We start from the raw sequence: 15092 nt of genomic DNA, 5'->3' as shown, positions 1-15092 counted from the left end.
GATTCGCCTCACGGAAACAATATCGGTTCCCTTCGGCTCATGGCTCATCTGTTATTGGTATTACGGCTAAAACCGCTAAGGCAGCTGCGCAAAGAGGCTGATTCAAAACTCATCCAGTATTTCTGTTTTGGAATAAGCTCTTGACGCAGTGTGATTGAGAGTGAGAAAGAAACCAAAATTTTCATTTTTGAGCTTGATCCCACTCCTTTTTAATCTATTTTTTTTGAATAAAGTTTTGTTGATTAACTTTATTATAACATGAACTACTGGTATTACCGGCATTTTTTAAGAAAAAAGAACTGTTCCATGGATACATTTACAGTATCACGAACAGCTCCGTTAGACTATTAATACCAGTTTTAATGCTACTTCTGCCGGCCTTGAAAACGCCATTCAAAACGCTTTTGATCGTAAAAAGGATAGACAAAGGCGGCAATGGCGATGGCAAGCAGCCAGCCCCCCACGATGTCAGAAGGATAATGAACTCCCAAATAAATCCGTGACAGTGCTGTTAAGACCGCCAAGAGAACTAGGATTGCCTGTACAATCCGCTTGGACTCTTCTTTTGTCATCCGCTGCTGAACAATAGCGGCCAAGCTCAGAGCAACAATCATGGTTGATGCCGCATGCCAGCTTGGAAAGGAGGCACCCATCGGTTTTTCAATGAGATAGTAAAGGTCAGGTCTTGCACGATTATACAAATATTTAAAAGCTGTCGAAAAAATACCCATTAAAAAGAGATTGCCAGCTAAAAAGTAAGACTCTGCCTTCCATTTTTTCCAAAAATAGCAGAGCAAAGCCATAAGAAAGACATAAGTCAAAATGTAGGTCTCATGTCCCAGCTGAGTTACCGCTTTAAAAAACATCGTTGCGCCCTTAGGCAAGTCGCCGCGCACTGCCTCCTGCACACTGCTGTCAAAAACCTTTAAAGCATCAGGATAAAATTTAACTATATATCCCAGCGTAAAAAAGAGCAGAATCGCAAATGAGGCACTTAAAAGATAAAGTTGTTTATTTTTCATGAATCCTATAATTTTTCAAAATGGGTTTAGCTGCTGCGTAAATAAGAGCAAAGCTGACTGCAAAAATAATTCCTTCAAGAAGATTAAAGGGAACGACCATGCTAACCAAGTATTTTCCAATACCAATGAATTTAGCAATGTCAAATCCGGCAAACTTAGCATAAAGCGGAATGGCATAGATATAGTTCAAAACAACCATAATCACAGTCATTGCAACTGTTCCGACAGCGCTGGCAATTACAAAGGCTTTCTTTTCTTCCTTGCTTTTCCAAATCAGACCAAATGCTAAGACAAAGACACCCAGTGCTGCCATATTCATGGGCAGACCAATAATGCCTCCGGGACCGCCATTGTCCAACAACAGCTTCAGCAATGACCTAAACAGCAAAATCGCATAAGCACTCTTTAAATCAAACAGTACCAATCCTAACAATATTGGAATGATACTAAAATCAAGCTTCAAAAAATCAACACCCGGAATAATGGGAAAATTGAAAATCATAAGTACAAAAGAAAGTGCCGATAAAACCGCAATGATGGCTAAAATCTGTGTTCTTTTCATAAAAAATTCCTCCAATTTTTACAAATCGAAAGAAGCTACAAAGAGTATGGATGCCAAACACAAAAAACCCTTTGTCTTCTCCCATCCAGACTTTACTGTCGGTTGTGGAATCACACCACATCAGCTTTACGCTCGCGGACTTCTGATAATTTAACACCTACACTTATCCTGCCTTACAGCGCCGCTTTAGATGAGCAAGCTGAACAAGCAGAAAAAGCAAAGCATTCAAAATATCAGTCACCGCCGGTCGGGAATTGCACCCTGCCCTGAAGACACTTATAGCATACCAAAAAATAGCATCAATAACAAGTTTTCTTATTCATTATTTAGAACTTTTAATCATTAGTTTATTAAAAATTTTTTCATATAAACCTCTACAGCCCTTGACAAAAGTTGTTAATGGGTATATATTTTATATATAAAATATTTATATATAGGAGGTAAGTGAATGTATTTCCCTGTTTCAGCCCTGCTGATAGAATACTTGATATTGGCTATTGTCAGCAAACATGATTCTTATGGTTATGATATCAGTCAAACCATTAAACTGATCGCCAGTATCAAAGAATCTACCTTATATCCTATCTTAAAAAAATTAGAAAAAGCAGGTTATTTAACCACCTACACACAAGAACACCAAGGACGACGTCGAAAGTATTATCGTCTAACCGATTCCGGAAAACAACATCTCGTTTATCTGACTAAGGAATGGTCAGTTTATAAAACGACTATTGATGGTATTGTAGAAGGGAGAATCCGCCATGACAAAAACTGAATATCTTAATCAGTTAGATCATTATTTAAGAAAATTGCCGCAAGCTGATTATGAAGAAGCTATGGATTACTTTACAGAATATTTTGAAGAAGCAGGTCCAGAAAATGAAGCTCAGGTTATTCAGGATTTAGGAGATCCTAAGGAAGCAGCCTATGAAATTTTAAGTCAGCTGCTAGATAAAAAAGTTGAAGAAGATCATATACTTTCGATTAGATCTAAACACATTATTTGGATAACTATTCTAGCTATTTTAGCTGCACCAATAGCGCTTCCTCTGACTATTACTGCCTTGGTGCTTGTCTTTTCTGTCGTTATTCTTGCCTTGTCTGGTATTGTTATTACAGTCAGTATTGGTTTAACCGCTTTTATTTCAGCCTTCGCTCTTATCTGGGAAGCTATTTTCAAGCTCTCTAGTTCTCTTTCAACCTTTAGCCTTGGTTTAGGTGCTAGCATGCTCTCACTTGGTTTAGCTTTAATCTTTGCTTTTCTTACTCTTTTATTAGCTCAATGGTTTAAGCTTGCTTTTGTTAAATTGAGTCAATGGATTATTAGACGTGGTTTTAAAAGGGGGTACAGAGTATGAGAAAATCATGGAAAATTACCTTAAGGATTGGATTAATACTGACTTGCCTTGGTCTTATTTTAATCGGATTTGGTCTAACATCAGGTGGAGTTAATAAATTACAAAATAAAGAAGAACAACCCCTCAAGAAAGAAATTAAATTCGATAATATTCAATCACTTGATTTGAATATATCCATAAGAAATATTAAAATTAAGCCTTCTCAAGATCAACACTTTAGACTGACTTATTATAAAAAGTCAGACGAAAAAATATCTCACAGCCTACAGCATCAAAAATTGATCTTAAAACAACAAGAAAGATTTAAGATTCATTTCCTCATGCTAAGCGACTTTGTCAATTGGTTCCATCAAGATGAAGTCTCTACTATCACTCTGGCTGTACCTAAAAATACTGAATTAAAAAATGTCTCTATTGACAATAATACTGGGGACGTCACACTAAAAAACCTGCATGCAAACAAGATTACAGTCCAACAGGACACCGGTAATTTTAATAGTTACAATAGTCAATTAGCTAAAGGAAAAATCGTTTCAAATGTTGGCAATATTAATATTCAAAACAGTTCCTTATCAGATATAGACATTGATGATGATACTGGCAATATTACTGGCAAAAATCTTACTATCTTAAATCTAGTTAAGATAAATAATAATACCGGCAATACTACTGTTTCACTCTCATCTCAAAGTGCCAAAACTACTATCGTCTCAGCAAAAACCGATATTGGCAATGTCGATATTAGCCATCAGTTATTGCAAGGTTATTCTGGTAAAAATCGCTTGAGCGTTAATGGTGATACAGGAAACGTTCACATTAAATAGAAAAAAATTAGCATTAATTGATTGTTAAGCAAAAATCAAAAACACTTGAAGAATCATTCCTTTAGAAGGTTCGTTCAAGTGTTTTTTATTATCTTTATTTCTATAAAATAGCAGAGCAAATAATATCTATGGCAAGCCATTAATTATTTTAATTTATCTGCAGCATAAGTATGACTGAGCTCCAGACCAGTGAATTGCTGCTGACGCAGGGCTTCATAAACCAACATGCAAACCGCATTTGACAAATTGAGGCTTCTGACATGCTGATCATTCATAGGAATGCGCAGTGCTTTTTCAGCGTGCTGACGCATAAAGGCTTCTGGGAGCCCCTTATCCTCACGCCCAAACAAAAAATAGTGCGTCAGACCGTCATCATAATGTTCATCTGAGTAAGTTTTTTCTGCAAATTTTGTAACCAAGTGCAGCTGGCCAGAACAGCTGTCCATAAAGTCTTCAAGACTGTCATACAGATGCACATCCAGCTTATCCCAATAATCAAGGCCTGCTCGCTTCATTTTCTTATCATCAATAGGAAAGCCCATGGGACGGATAATATGAAGGGGACTGTTAGTTGCTGCACAGGTCCGGGCAATATTGCCGGTATTAGCAGGAATTTGCGGTTCAAATAAGACAACATGATTTTTACCCACAGTCAGGGATTTATTTTCTTTTTCCAGTTTTTCAATATTCATCTTATGCAATCTTTCTTAGTACATCTATCACAAAAAAAGAACCACGAAACCCGGAGTTAAGCTCAGCAGGTAACGTGGTGGTGGGGCCTCATTATCTTAAATCATAACAGGTTTGATTTAAAACAATGAGTAGCTTGGTATATAGTATATCACTTTTGTCAAAGATGTCAAGAAGATGTAAGAAAAATTTTAAAATTTTTTTCAGAAAAGAAGGCCTTCTTTTCAAAAAATATATTTTGACTTTAAAAATCTCTTTCCTTCATTTTTTCATAGAAAAATAGTGCATTTTCTCCTGAAAAGAGGTATGATAGTTATTATAATTTGGAGGTAAATCATGAAAATTATTGTCGTTGGCGGCGGTAAGGTTGGAAAGGCTCTCTGCCGCTCGCTGGTAGAAGAAAAACATGATGTTATTCTCATTGAAGAGAATGAAACTGTTCTCAATCATGTGACAAAACGTCTTGATATCATGGGAATTGTCGGTAACGGCGCTAATTTTAGAATTCTGGAGCAGGCCAATGTCCAAAACTGTGATATTTTCATTGCTATCACAGATAAGGATGAAGTTAACATGGTGGCTGCTGTCCTTGCTAAAAAAATGGGAGTCAAGGAGACTATCGTACGGGTTCGCAATCCTGAGTATTCGAATGCCTACTTTAAAGACAAAAACTTTCTTGGTTTTTCTTTGGTAGTGAATCCAGAATTACTAACAGCTCGTTATATTGCCAACATGGTTGATTTCCCTAATGCTTTGTCTGTAGAGCATTTCGTCAATGGCCGTGTTATGCTGATGGAATTTAAGATTGTTGACAGCAATAACCTTTGTCAAATGTCCTTGAATCAGTTCCGCAAAAAATTCAGCAACATTGTTATCTGTGCTATCGAAAGAGATCACCAGTTGATTATTCCTGATGGAGATGATACTATTCAGGCCGGTGATAAGATTTTTGTAACTGGCACTCGTATGGACATGATTCACTTCCATAACTTTGTCAAAAATAAAATGATTAAAAGTTTGATGATTATTGGAGCAGGAAAGATTTCTTATTATCTGCTCAATATTCTCAAAACAACCAACCAGCATCTGCGGGTTAAAGTTATTGAAGTTGATGCTAAAAAAGCAGAATTTTTCAGTCAAGAGTTTCCTCACATTCATGTTGTTCAGGGAGATGGGACAGCTAAAGACATTCTTTTAGAAGAAAGTGCTGCTAATTACGATGCCATTGCTACTCTTACTGGTGTTGACGAAGAAAATATTATCGCTTCCATGTTTTTAGAAACACTGGGGGTTTCCAAAAATATTACTAAAATCAACCGCACCAGTCTTCTTGAAATTATCAACCCTGAACAGTTTTCAAGTATTATCACTCCCAAGAGCATTGCCGTAGATTCCATGATGCACTTTATCCGCGGACGGGTTAATGCTCAAGACTCTAATTTAGATGCACTGCATCATGTGGCTAATGGTCAGATCGAAACGTTACAGTTTGAAATTCGTCAAACCAACAAAATGGCTGGCAAAGCCTTATCCACACTCAAACTGAAAAATAATATTCTGATTGCTGCTATTATTCGCCGTGGCAAGACTATTTTCCCAACTGGCGATGATGTTTTTGAAGTCGGTGATAAGATTGTTGTTATCACACTACGTAAAAATATTACGCATATTTACGATTTATTGAAGAGGTAAGAGCTATGAATAAAAGTATGGTACGCTTTCTCTTATCCAAATTACTGCTTATTGAAGCTGCACTTCTGATAGTTCCTTTGATTGTTGCTTTGATTTACCAAGAAAAGCTAGCAACTATTTTCAGTCTTTTAGGAACCATGGCTATACTGCTTTTTATCGGAAGCATGGGAATTATTGTCAAACCAAAGAACCGGCATATTTATACCAAGGAAGGTCTTTTGATTGTTGCTCTTTGCTGGGTGCTTTGGTCCTTCTTTGGAGCCTTGCCTTTTGTCTTTACGGGTCAAATTCCTAGTATCATTGATGCTTTTTTTGAAGTTAGTTCTGGCTTTACAACAACAGGAGCCACTATCTTGCCAGATGTGTCTGTCTTATCTCATTCCCTGCTGTTTTGGCGCAGTTTCACTCACCTTATCGGCGGAATGGGAGTACTGGTTTTTGCCCTTGCCATTATGGAAAACAGCAAAAACAGTCACCTTGAAGTCATGCGAGCAGAAGTTCCAGGCCCAGTTTTTGGCAAAGTAGTTTCCAAACTGAAAGATACAGCACAGATTCTCTATATTATTTATCTGGCCATGTTTACTATCTTTGCTTTTATTCTTTGGGTAGCCGGTATGCCATTTTATGACAGTCTAGTAACTGCCATGGGTACGGCTGGTACTGGTGGCTTCACTGTCTTCAATGACAGCATCGCCCATTATCACAGCTCACTTATTACAAACCTTGTTGCACTTGGCATGTTAGCCTTTGGAGTTAACTTTAATCTTTATTACTTACTCCTCATTCGTAAGTTTAAATCTTTCTTCGGTGATGAGGAATTACGAGTTTACATCGGTATTGTTTTAGTCTCAACTCTCTTGATCTGGTTGAATGTTGGCGGACTCTTTAACACAGCTGCAAAAGGTTTGGAAATTTCTTTCTTTCAAGTGGCAACTGTTATTACAACAACAGGCTTTGGCATTACCAATCTAACAGTTTGGCCGCTATTTTCCCAATTTATTTTACTCCTTTTGATGTTTATAGGCGGTTCAGCAGGATCAACGGCTGGCGGTTTTAAGGTCATGCGGTCTTTAATTTTATCAAAGATTGCCAAAAATCAAGTTCTCTCTAATCTCTATCCCAACCGAGTAATGTCCTTGCATATTAACCATCAACCGCTTGATAAACGGATACAGCATAGCGTTCTTAAATATCTCACTATCTATCTTGCTATTTTTATCGGCTTGGTCTTTATTCTGACACTTGACAGCAATAAATTTTTAGTCGTCTTTAGTGCAGCTGCTAGTGCCTTTAATAATATCGGACCAATGTTGGGAACAGATAAGACTTTTGCAATCTTCAGTCCATTTTCAAAATTGGTTTTATCTTTTGCAATGATTGCAGGGCGGTTGGAAATATATCCTATGCTGCTGCTCTTTATTCCAAAAACTTGGTCGAAAATCTGATTTATTTCTATTTCACAAAACAAAAAATCCCCCAAAAGTCATAAAACTTGAACTTTTGGAGGGATTTTTTAGTAGTAGGTATTATTTCCTTCTTTTATTCCTTCGCAAGGTGAAATGATCTGGCACCGGATCATAGCCGCCATTTACAAAAGGATGGCAGCGCAAAATTCTGGCAATTCCCATCAAGACCCCTTTTAAACCATGCTTTTCAATGGCTTCTATCATGTAAGCTGAGCAAGTTGGACGATAGCGACAAGAAGCAGGAAAAAAGGGTGAGATGAATTTCTGATAAAATCTGACTGGAGCAATTAGCAATTTTTTCATCTGTTTGTTTGATTGACAGCTGCATTGTAGAGCTGACTGATTTCTTTTTTATTTAAGCGTCTTGATTCTCCCGGACGAAGACCTGACAAATCAAGTGTGCCAAAGCGCGTCCGTGACAGTTTATCAACCGTTAAACCCACCGCTTCAAACATCTTCTTAACCTGATGGTTGCGCCCTTCATGAATAACCAATTCAACAACTGAACGGTTCTTTTCTCGATCTGTTTTAAGAATGGTATAACGCGCTGGTTTGGTTGTTCTGCCATCAATGAGTACACCACGTGTTAAAGGTCGCAGATTATTCTTATCCGCAATCCCTTTCACACGCGCCACATAGACCTTATCAATCTCATTACGCGGATGAATCATTTTGTCTGTGAAGTCCCCGTCATTGGTTAAAATCAACAGACCTGACGTATCCCAATCCAAACGGCCGACAGGATAAATTCTTTCTTTAACTTGCGGCAGCAAATCAATGACAGTCTTTCGCCCCTTGTCATCAGAGACGCTGGAGATTACGCCGCGCGGTTTGTTGAGTAGGTAATAAACTTTTTCTTCATTATAAATAGGCTGGCCATCAATTTCAACCTTATCTCCTGATTTGACAGTTGTTGCCAGTTCTGTAATCACTTGACCGTTAAGAGTCACCAGCCCTTGTTTAATCAGCTCTTCAGCCTTGCGGCGGCTGGCAACGCCGGCATGTGCAATATATTTATTGATTCTCATTTTCTTCCTTTATTTCTTCAGCTGCTTTTTTCTTACTATCAAAAAGCGTAAATTCTTCATCTTTTAATTCAATACCAGAAGCATCTGGCAGCTCTTCTAAACTATTAATTCCCATATAGTCTAAAAAATAATCCGTCGTCACATAAAGGTTTGGCCTTCCCAATACTTCCTTTTTGCCATTTTCACGGATTAGATCAAAAGCTTGAAGTTTGGAAATAGCTCCACTGGAATTGACACCCCGAATATCATCAACCTCAATTCTAGTAATAGGCTGTTTATAAGCAATGATAGACAGCACCTCAAGGCTGGCTCGCGACAGGCTCTGATTGATAGGAGTTTTGGAATACTGACGCAAAAGCTCGGCATAGTCCTTTTTAGTGACTAATTTATAAGTTTTTGAAGATTCCATTAGGTACAGGGCAGAATCTTGGTCTGCTTCATATTTCTGAGCCAGTTTTTCCAGCTGCTGAACCAGCGCCGGGACAGGCATATCTAAGAGAGCAGCCAGCTGACGCAGGCCAAGTCCGTCTTCACCCGCTACAAACAGCAGCGCTTCTATCTTTGACAGAGGGGTCATGCAGTTTCCTTTCTTAAAATGATATCACTAAAATTATGTTCCTGCCAGACAGAGACACGATGAACTTTGATTAACTCTAAGGTTGCTAAAAAGACAGTAATCATCTCATTAACAGAAACAGCTTCCTTAAAAAGAAGCGATAAATTAATCTCCTTTTGGCTGGAAACTTTTTCTTCGACAACCAGCATCATATCTTCAATGCGGTAGTCATCACTATCAATTGTTGTATGGCTGTTTTTGATTTCTTCTTGTTTTTCAGCCATGACCTTTGAAAAGGCTAGAAAAATATCCACAACTGATTTATCCTGCCTAAGTTCCACATCATCATAAATCAGCTCTAATTTGGGCTTGGAAAAATGCTGTGCCCGCTCACTGTGTTTAAGGGCCAGCTGTTCCCCTAAAAGTTTATAAGTCCTATATTCTTCAATTTGCTGCAACAGTTGCAGTTCCGGATCTTCCTCAGGTTCAACACTTTCAACAACCTTAGGGAGCAATTTGCGACTTTTAATCAGCATTAATTGGCTGGCCATAACCATGTATTCACCAGCCACTTCAAGCTTCATGGCTTGCAGCGTTGCAATATAAGCCAGATATTGCTCAATAACGTCAACAATCGGAACATCGTAAATATCTACTTCGTATTTAGAGACCAAATGTAAAAGTAAATCCAAGGGCCCCTCAAAATCTTTTAATTTAATATCCATCAGTTTTTAAAATACTTTTCCAGTGTTACTGGACTCTTAAGGCCAAGTTGTTTGACCAAGTCCATAATACTGACTCCCTTATTCTTAGACCTAATAATATATTGTTCCCGCAATTTTTGGGCAGTCATTTCATTTAAACCGACTGCTGTCAGATAATGGCTTAATTTGTTAAAAAGCCACTGGCGCGAATAAGGACCTCCCTTGTTGTCAAATAAGTAAACAGCCTCCTTTTGCTGTTCTACAAGGTGAATCAGCAGTGAGTCAGACAGCTCCAAGACCCGCATTGATTTATTGCTTGTTACTGTTAATACCTGAAAATCTAGGGAGATATTTTCCCATTTCAATCCAATAATATCACTTGGAGACAGTCCTAATTCCACAATCAAAAGAGCTATGAGCTGCCCGGTACGATCTAGAGTCTCCTGATAGAGAACAGACAGATCGGTCTCCTGATAAACAGATTTTGCAAGAGGTAGTTTTTCCTTATTTCTTATCTTGTAAAAATGATCCAGTTCTTCACGCTCATAAAGAAAGAATAAAAACTGGTTAACCGCTGAGATTTTACGCTTTTTAGCTGATACCTTTAAATCAGCCAAAGATTGCTCATAAAGCTTAAGTTTGCTTTGACTCACTGTCCCTTTAGTAATTTCTGCAAACTGCTGCAGATCGTAGAGGTAAGATTTTTGCGAATTCGAAGATAGGGATTTACTAGCAATAAATTCTGGAATAAGTCTTATCATTTTTTTATCAGTGTGTATTCATTCGTAAATTCATGAAGCAGGCTGTTTAGTGCCTTTAAAATAACTTTTCGTGTAATGATACCTAAAAAGGTACCGTCTGCTTCAACAACCGGCAGAAAATTAGCATCTACTAACTTGTGCATCACTTCCGTCAGATCAGCATTAGGCCCCACAGTAGCGTAACTGCCATTAGTCATATAAGAGATATCCAACATAGCCAGTTTTTCATCGTCAATATCATTTTCCTGCTGATACCTAATAATATCTGACATGCTGATAGTGCCAATGTATTTCTTGTCTTTAGTAATGACAGGAACCCGTGAAAAGCCATTATTGGCAAGGAGCAGCATAACATGAGCTGTGTTATGGGTATCAATAAAGATCGCCAATTCTTCAGCCGGAGTCAGGTCATTTTCCAAAAACGGTTTTAAAAAATGTTCAAATTCTTTTGCTATCATCGTCTTATTTCCTGTGAAAGTGGCGGATAGATCTCGTGATCCCGTGTGAAATAGTCTACTTTAATGGTATTTTCATCAAAACATACCCTTGCATAAAGGCGCTCATTAATTTCCCCGCGAGGCTGAGAGACACTGCCTGGATTGATAAAAACAGTTTTACCATTTTTCCAGACAGCTGGTCTGTGAAGATGCCCATAAGTGCAAATATCTGCATCTTCTTCTTGAGCCCAAAGATCCAGTCGTTCAAAACCAAAATTAATATTAAACAAGTGACCATGTGTCTGAGCAACCGTCAATCCAGGCAAGTCGGTTACAAGAGAGTCTGGATAGTCGCCAAAATCACAATTACCGCAAACTACCTGAATGCCTTCCCAAATGGGATCACTGGCAGGCAGCTCAGAATCCCCATTGTGAAAAATAGCGTCTGCCTTGCCGAGATAGCGTTCTTTGATTTCTTTTACAATTTGCCGATCACCATGTGAATCACTCATAATGATTAATGTGCGTTCTGCCATGTCGGGAATACCTCCATAAGCTTTTTAACTGCTTGTCCTCTGTGAGAAATGTCATTCTTTTCCTGTTCGGAAAGCTCAGCTGCTGTTTTGCCACTGTCTCCTACGATAAACAGCGGATCATAACCAAAACCGTTACTGCCTCTAGCTTCCATACCAATATAACCTGGCCAGTCAGCCTCGACAACCAGACTGTCCTTATCAGGAGCAGCAACTACTAAAGTCGTATGAAAGTGAGCCGAACGATCTTTAAGATCAAATACCATGGCTAGTTCATGCAAAAGCTTGGCATTGTTTTTTTGATCCGTGGCATCAGGACCTGAAAAACGTGCTGACCAGACACCCGGCAAACCACCCAGAATATCAACCTGAAGTCCTGAATCATCAGCTAAGACTACCTTGCCCGTCAGCTTAGAAATCGTTTCTGCCTTAAGCCGAGCATTCTCTTCAAAAGTTAGACCTGTTTCTTCAACTTCAGGAAGTTCAGGATACTGATTAAGGTTTTCAACTTTAAGTCCCAGCTTAGCAAACATCTGACTAAATTCCTTAGTCTTTCCTTCATTGCGAGTTGCAATTAGGATGGTATCTCCAAGCTCAGCAGGCTTGGTCTTTTCTTCACCAAAGAAATCACTGATTAAAAGTCCGTTTTTAGGCAGGCAGACCAAAACCAAACGGTCATTTTCTGTGACCAGTATAGCTCCTTTATGACTGCTAGCTTTGTAGGTATGCTGTTGCTGATCATTGATAATATCTAAAATAAACTGAACCAAGGCCATGGCAGAAGTAATTTTAACAACAGTCAGCATCAAGGAAGTTCCTTCATCAAACAAACTTCTCAGATCTCTTTCAAGAGAGGCATAAGTCTTCTTCGCTTCTTCTTGATAATATACTGATGAGCCTGTCTCAGAGCATTTGCCAATAAACCAATTCTGCTCATCTTTATAATCATATATTTTTGGATTCATAAGGTAACATGCTCCACTTCAATCGTCATAGGCAGCCAGTCGTCAGCAATTTCTTTAAAGCCGGATACACTGGCCGTTGTATAAAAACGATGTTCTAATTTTTCAAGGTTGCGGCTGTGATTAATTTCAAAATAATTCAACAGCACAGAAATATCGCGGACACATTCTGCTCCGCTGTCAATCAGCTTGACACTTGGCCCCATAACATTTTGAATAATTGCTTTCAAAAGTGGATAATGCGTACAGCCCAGCACAAGCGTATCAATTTTCCCAGCTAAGGGAGCCAGGTTTTCATAAACAATTTTTTTGGCTACACTGGAATGAATCTCATTAGACTCAACAATAGGAACAAACTTAGGACAGGCTAGGCTAAGCACAGTCATCTGCGGCGACAAATCCAGTATCTTTTTTTCATAAATATTAGATTTAATAGTCATAGGCGTCCCAATGACACCAATTTTTCCGGATACAGTAGATTTAATAGCTGCGCTTGATCCCGGCAAAATAACTCCTAAAACCGGAATATCAAGTCTTTCCTTAACTTCTTCCCAAGCGACTGCTGTCGCGGTATTGCAGGCAAAGACAATCATTTTAACATTTTTAGTTAGGAGAAAATTTACCAATTCCCATGTATATCTTTTAATCTGTTCAGCTGGACGAGGTCCATAAGGGGCACGCGCTGAATCCCCAATATAGACAACCTCTTCATGAGGAAGCTGACGCATAAGCTCACGCACAACGGTTAAGCCTCCCACACCAGAATCTAAAAAGCCAATCGGTCTGTTATCCATACTTGTCTTCTTTCTAAAATAAGACTAGGAAAACCCAGTCTTATAAAAGATTTATTTCTTCTTTTTAGCCTTTGCTTTAGCTGCTTTTTGCTGTTTATTCATTTGACGGACAACTTGCTGTACTTTGGCTTCGCTTGGTTTTTGCCCCATTTGGCTCATCATATTGCGAATAACATCTTCATTAAGCGGCGGATTTTCTTCTAAATATTTTTCCATTTGCCTGCGGGCGATAAAAGTTCCTCCGACAAGTCCTACCAGCAGGGCTATAATAACTAATAAAATCCAAAGAAAAGTGTTCATTTTAAGTCTCCTAATTTTTTTACATGAATATTATATCAGATTTGAAAACCTTTCACAAATAAAATAACATAAAAGAATCAAAGCACAGTAAAGAGCTTTTTGTAGTCCAGTCAACAAATTATCATTTCTCAAAATCAAAACCGTAGAGCGTTGCCAAGTAATCTTCTGGCGTCTCTGCACGGCGAATCATACGAGCTGAACCATCTTCTTGGAAAAGAATTTCAGCTGAACGCAGGCGGCCGTTGTAATTGTAACCCATTGAAAAGCCGTGGGCTCCACTGTCATGGATAACCAGAGTATCTCCAATGCGTGCCTCAGGCAATTCCCGCTGTTTGGCAAATTTATCATTGTTTTCACAGAGCGAACCAACCACGTCAACAACTTCGACCTTGCCATTTGGATTGGTCATGTTAGTAATGTGATGATAGGCACCGTACATAGCAGGGCGCAGCAAATTCACCGCTGATGCGTCAACACCAACATAGTTGCGATAAGTTTTCTTACGGTGCAAAACCTTTGTCACCAAAAGACCATGAGGAGCCAGCATGAAGCGTCCAAGCTCTGTGTAGATGCTGATGTGACCCAAACCGTTTGCTACCAAAATCTCGTCAAAGACGCGATGGACACCCTCACCAATGACTGCAATGTCGTTTTGCTGGTCAGCTGGCGTATAGTCCACACCAACACCGCCTGAAAGGTTGATGAAATCAAGACTAATACCAAGTTCTTGCTTGATTTCAACAGCAAGATTAAAGAGCTGTGCAGCTAAGGTTGGGTAATAATCATTGGTGACTGTATTTGAGGCAAGAAAGGCGTGAAGGCCGAATGACTGAACACCTTTAGCTTTCAAGTCTTTATAACCTTGAAAAAGCTGCGCTTTGGTCATCCCAAACTTAGATTCCTCTGGATTGTCCATGATATCTGTGCCCAGCGTAAAGACACCGCCAGGATTGTAACGTAGAGAAACAGTTTTGGGAAGCCCAGCTGCTTCTTCCAAAAAAGCAATATCTTCATAGGCGTCAAGGTTGATAGTTGCCCCAATTTCACGCGCATAGGCAAATTCAGACGCACGCGTATCATTGGACGTAAAACTGATAGCACTGCTATCAAAACCGATTTTATGACTCATGAGTAGCTCTACATCTGTCGCACAATCCACTCCGCAACCTTCCTCTTTCAAAATCTTTAAGATAGCAGGATTTGGTGTCGCTTTAACAGCAAAAAATTCCTTGAAACCAGGATTCCAAGCAAAGGCTTTATTGACTGCACGAGCTTTTTCACGAATGCCTTTTTCATCATAAAGGTGAAAGGGTGTTGGAAATTCTGCTGTAATCTTATCTAGGTCTGTTGCTGAAATAAAGGGTCTTTTCATCTTTTATCCTCGAATTTTCAAAATATTAAGA

General features: G+C 38.9%; 19 protein-coding genes and 1 riboswitch. Of the genes, 5 read left to right on the top strand and 14 right to left on the bottom strand.

Annotated features, from left to right (window positions below; genetic code table 11):
- Positions 1-365: 365 nt before the first annotated feature.
- Both SCSH_RS02970 and SCSH_RS02965 read right to left on the bottom strand, forming a co-directional pair.
- Positions 366-1022, bottom strand: coding sequence for a phosphatase PAP2 family protein (locus tag SCSH_RS02970; RefSeq protein ID WP_057490410.1), 657 nt, complete (start codon positions 1020-1022; stop codon positions 366-368).
- Positions 1012-1584, bottom strand: a complete 573-nt coding sequence (locus tag SCSH_RS02965; RefSeq protein WP_057490409.1) for an ECF transporter S component — start codon at positions 1582-1584, stop codon at positions 1012-1014. Before SCSH_RS02965 ends, SCSH_RS02970 begins: the two co-directional genes overlap by 11 nt.
- A 69-nt stretch (positions 1585-1653) precedes the next feature.
- Positions 1654-1862, bottom strand: a riboswitch (FMN riboswitch).
- Positions 1863-2032: 170 nt separating this feature from the next.
- Between SCSH_RS02965 and SCSH_RS02960 the strand changes: the two genes are divergently transcribed.
- Genes SCSH_RS02960 through SCSH_RS02950 form a run of 3 tightly spaced genes read left to right on the top strand, consistent with a single transcriptional unit; the run spans position 2033 to position 3766 of the window.
- Positions 2033-2359, top strand: a complete 327-nt coding sequence (locus SCSH_RS02960) for a PadR family transcriptional regulator (protein ID WP_057490408.1) — start codon at positions 2033-2035, stop codon at positions 2357-2359.
- Positions 2346-2942: a DUF1700 domain-containing protein gene (locus SCSH_RS02955; RefSeq protein WP_057490407.1), complete on the top strand. Its 597-nt coding sequence runs from the start codon at positions 2346-2348 to the stop codon at positions 2940-2942. The genes SCSH_RS02960 and SCSH_RS02955 overlap by 14 nt, the downstream gene beginning before the upstream one ends.
- Complete coding sequence (locus SCSH_RS02950) at positions 2939-3766, top strand: DUF4097 family beta strand repeat-containing protein (protein ID WP_057490406.1); 828 nt, start codon at positions 2939-2941, stop codon at positions 3764-3766. Before SCSH_RS02955 ends, SCSH_RS02950 begins: the two co-directional genes overlap by 4 nt.
- 143 nt (positions 3767-3909) lie before the next feature.
- Here SCSH_RS02950 and SCSH_RS02945 read toward each other — a convergent pair whose 3' ends face one another.
- Positions 3910-4458 (bottom strand): tRNA (cytidine(34)-2'-O)-methyltransferase, encoded by a 549-nt coding sequence (locus SCSH_RS02945; protein ID WP_057490405.1) that lies wholly within the window; start codon positions 4456-4458, stop codon positions 3910-3912.
- A gap of 334 nt (positions 4459-4792) precedes the next feature.
- On the opposite strand from SCSH_RS02945, the gene trkA reads away from it, so the two are divergent.
- A complete protein-coding gene (gene trkA / locus SCSH_RS02940; RefSeq protein WP_057490404.1) occupies positions 4793-6148 on the top strand; it encodes a Trk system potassium transporter TrkA in 1356 nt (451 codons plus the stop codon).
- Between the two features lie 5 nt (positions 6149-6153).
- Complete coding sequence (locus tag SCSH_RS02935) at positions 6154-7593, top strand: TrkH family potassium uptake protein (RefSeq protein WP_057490403.1); 1440 nt, start codon at positions 6154-6156, stop codon at positions 7591-7593.
- Positions 7594-7674: 81 nt separating this feature from the next.
- On the opposite strand, the gene yidD is transcribed toward SCSH_RS02935, so the two are convergent.
- The 11 genes from yidD to SCSH_RS02880 all read right to left on the bottom strand — a co-directional run bounded on the left by yidD (position 7675) and on the right by SCSH_RS02880 (position 15061).
- Positions 7675-7917 carry a membrane protein insertion efficiency factor YidD gene (yidD, locus tag SCSH_RS02930; RefSeq protein ID WP_057490402.1) on the bottom strand — a complete coding sequence of 81 codons (243 nt, stop codon included), beginning with the start codon at positions 7915-7917 and terminating at the stop codon, positions 7675-7677.
- On the bottom strand, positions 7914-8642 hold the full coding sequence (locus SCSH_RS02925) for a pseudouridine synthase (protein ID WP_057490401.1): 729 nt from the start codon (positions 8640-8642) through the stop codon (positions 7914-7916). Before SCSH_RS02925 ends, yidD begins: the two co-directional genes overlap by 4 nt.
- On the bottom strand, positions 8629-9219 hold the full coding sequence (gene scpB, locus SCSH_RS02920; RefSeq protein WP_057490400.1) for an SMC-Scp complex subunit ScpB: 591 nt from the start codon (positions 9217-9219) through the stop codon (positions 8629-8631). Before scpB ends, SCSH_RS02925 begins: the two co-directional genes overlap by 14 nt.
- The gene (locus SCSH_RS02915) at positions 9216-9923 is read right to left on the bottom strand and encodes a segregation/condensation protein A (RefSeq protein ID WP_057490399.1); all 708 of its coding nucleotides are present in this window, start codon (positions 9921-9923) and stop codon (positions 9216-9218) included. Before SCSH_RS02915 ends, scpB begins: the two co-directional genes overlap by 4 nt.
- Positions 9923-10663, bottom strand: a complete 741-nt coding sequence (gene xerD / locus SCSH_RS02910) for a site-specific tyrosine recombinase XerD (RefSeq protein WP_057490398.1) — start codon at positions 10661-10663, stop codon at positions 9923-9925. The genes SCSH_RS02915 and xerD overlap by 1 nt, the downstream gene beginning before the upstream one ends.
- Positions 10660-11121, bottom strand: coding sequence for a cyclic-di-AMP-binding protein CbpB (cbpB, locus tag SCSH_RS02905; RefSeq protein WP_057490397.1), 462 nt, complete (start codon positions 11119-11121; stop codon positions 10660-10662). The genes xerD and cbpB overlap by 4 nt, the downstream gene beginning before the upstream one ends.
- Positions 11118-11636 carry a metallophosphoesterase gene (locus SCSH_RS02900; RefSeq protein WP_057490396.1) on the bottom strand — a complete coding sequence of 173 codons (519 nt, stop codon included), beginning with the start codon at positions 11634-11636 and terminating at the stop codon, positions 11118-11120. Before SCSH_RS02900 ends, cbpB begins: the two co-directional genes overlap by 4 nt.
- A complete protein-coding gene (locus tag SCSH_RS02895; RefSeq protein WP_057490395.1) occupies positions 11618-12598 on the bottom strand; it encodes a nucleoside-triphosphate diphosphatase in 981 nt (326 codons plus the stop codon). Before SCSH_RS02895 ends, SCSH_RS02900 begins: the two co-directional genes overlap by 19 nt.
- Complete coding sequence (gene racE, locus SCSH_RS02890; RefSeq protein WP_057490394.1) at positions 12595-13389, bottom strand: glutamate racemase; 795 nt, start codon at positions 13387-13389, stop codon at positions 12595-12597. The genes SCSH_RS02895 and racE overlap by 4 nt, the downstream gene beginning before the upstream one ends.
- Positions 13390-13440: 51 nt before the next feature.
- Positions 13441-13689: a YneF family protein gene (locus SCSH_RS02885; protein ID WP_057490393.1), complete on the bottom strand. Its 249-nt coding sequence runs from the start codon at positions 13687-13689 to the stop codon at positions 13441-13443.
- 121 nt (positions 13690-13810) lie between these two features.
- On the bottom strand, positions 13811-15061 hold the full coding sequence (locus tag SCSH_RS02880; protein WP_057490392.1) for a diaminopimelate decarboxylase: 1251 nt from the start codon (positions 15059-15061) through the stop codon (positions 13811-13813).
- Positions 15062-15092 lie beyond the last annotated feature (31 nt).

The organism is Streptococcus orisasini (assembly GCF_001431045.1).
Classification (GTDB): domain Bacteria; phylum Bacillota; class Bacilli; order Lactobacillales; family Streptococcaceae; genus Streptococcus; species Streptococcus orisasini.
Note: the sequence above shows the minus strand (reverse complement) of the source record. Positions and strands in the feature narration are given on the sequence as shown.

Coding starts and splice junctions, on each gene's coding strand:
- SCSH_RS02970 (WP_057490410.1), bottom strand. CDS start 1,022: ATGAAAAATAAACAACTTTATCTTTTAAGTGCCTCATTTGCGATTCTG.
- SCSH_RS02965 (WP_057490409.1), bottom strand. CDS start 1,584: ATGAAAAGAACACAGATTTTAGCCATCATTGCGGTTTTATCGGCACTT.
- SCSH_RS02960 (WP_057490408.1), top strand. CDS start 2,033: ATGTATTTCCCTGTTTCAGCCCTGCTGATAGAATACTTGATATTGGCT.
- SCSH_RS02955 (WP_057490407.1), top strand. CDS start 2,346: ATGACAAAAACTGAATATCTTAATCAGTTAGATCATTATTTAAGAAAA.
- SCSH_RS02950 (WP_057490406.1), top strand. CDS start 2,939: ATGAGAAAATCATGGAAAATTACCTTAAGGATTGGATTAATACTGACT.
- SCSH_RS02945 (WP_057490405.1), bottom strand. CDS start 4,458: ATGAATATTGAAAAACTGGAAAAAGAAAATAAATCCCTGACTGTGGGT.
- trkA (WP_057490404.1), top strand. CDS start 4,793: ATGAAAATTATTGTCGTTGGCGGCGGTAAGGTTGGAAAGGCTCTCTGC.
- SCSH_RS02935 (WP_057490403.1), top strand. CDS start 6,154: ATGAATAAAAGTATGGTACGCTTTCTCTTATCCAAATTACTGCTTATT.
- yidD (WP_057490402.1), bottom strand. CDS start 7,917: ATGAAAAAATTGCTAATTGCTCCAGTCAGATTTTATCAGAAATTCATC.
- SCSH_RS02925 (WP_057490401.1), bottom strand. CDS start 8,642: ATGAGAATCAATAAATATATTGCACATGCCGGCGTTGCCAGCCGCCGC.
- scpB (WP_057490400.1), bottom strand. CDS start 9,219: ATGACCCCTCTGTCAAAGATAGAAGCGCTGCTGTTTGTAGCGGGTGAA.
- SCSH_RS02915 (WP_057490399.1), bottom strand. CDS start 9,923: ATGGATATTAAATTAAAAGATTTTGAGGGGCCCTTGGATTTACTTTTA.
- xerD (WP_057490398.1), bottom strand. CDS start 10,663: ATGATAAGACTTATTCCAGAATTTATTGCTAGTAAATCCCTATCTTCG.
- cbpB (WP_057490397.1), bottom strand. CDS start 11,121: ATGATAGCAAAAGAATTTGAACATTTTTTAAAACCGTTTTTGGAAAAT.
- SCSH_RS02900 (WP_057490396.1), bottom strand. CDS start 11,636: ATGGCAGAACGCACATTAATCATTATGAGTGATTCACATGGTGATCGG.
- SCSH_RS02895 (WP_057490395.1), bottom strand. CDS start 12,598: ATGAATCCAAAAATATATGATTATAAAGATGAGCAGAATTGGTTTATT.
- racE (WP_057490394.1), bottom strand. CDS start 13,389: ATGGATAACAGACCGATTGGCTTTTTAGATTCTGGTGTGGGAGGCTTA.
- SCSH_RS02885 (WP_057490393.1), bottom strand. CDS start 13,689: ATGAACACTTTTCTTTGGATTTTATTAGTTATTATAGCCCTGCTGGTA.
- SCSH_RS02880 (WP_057490392.1), bottom strand. CDS start 15,061: ATGAAAAGACCCTTTATTTCAGCAACAGACCTAGATAAGATTACAGCA.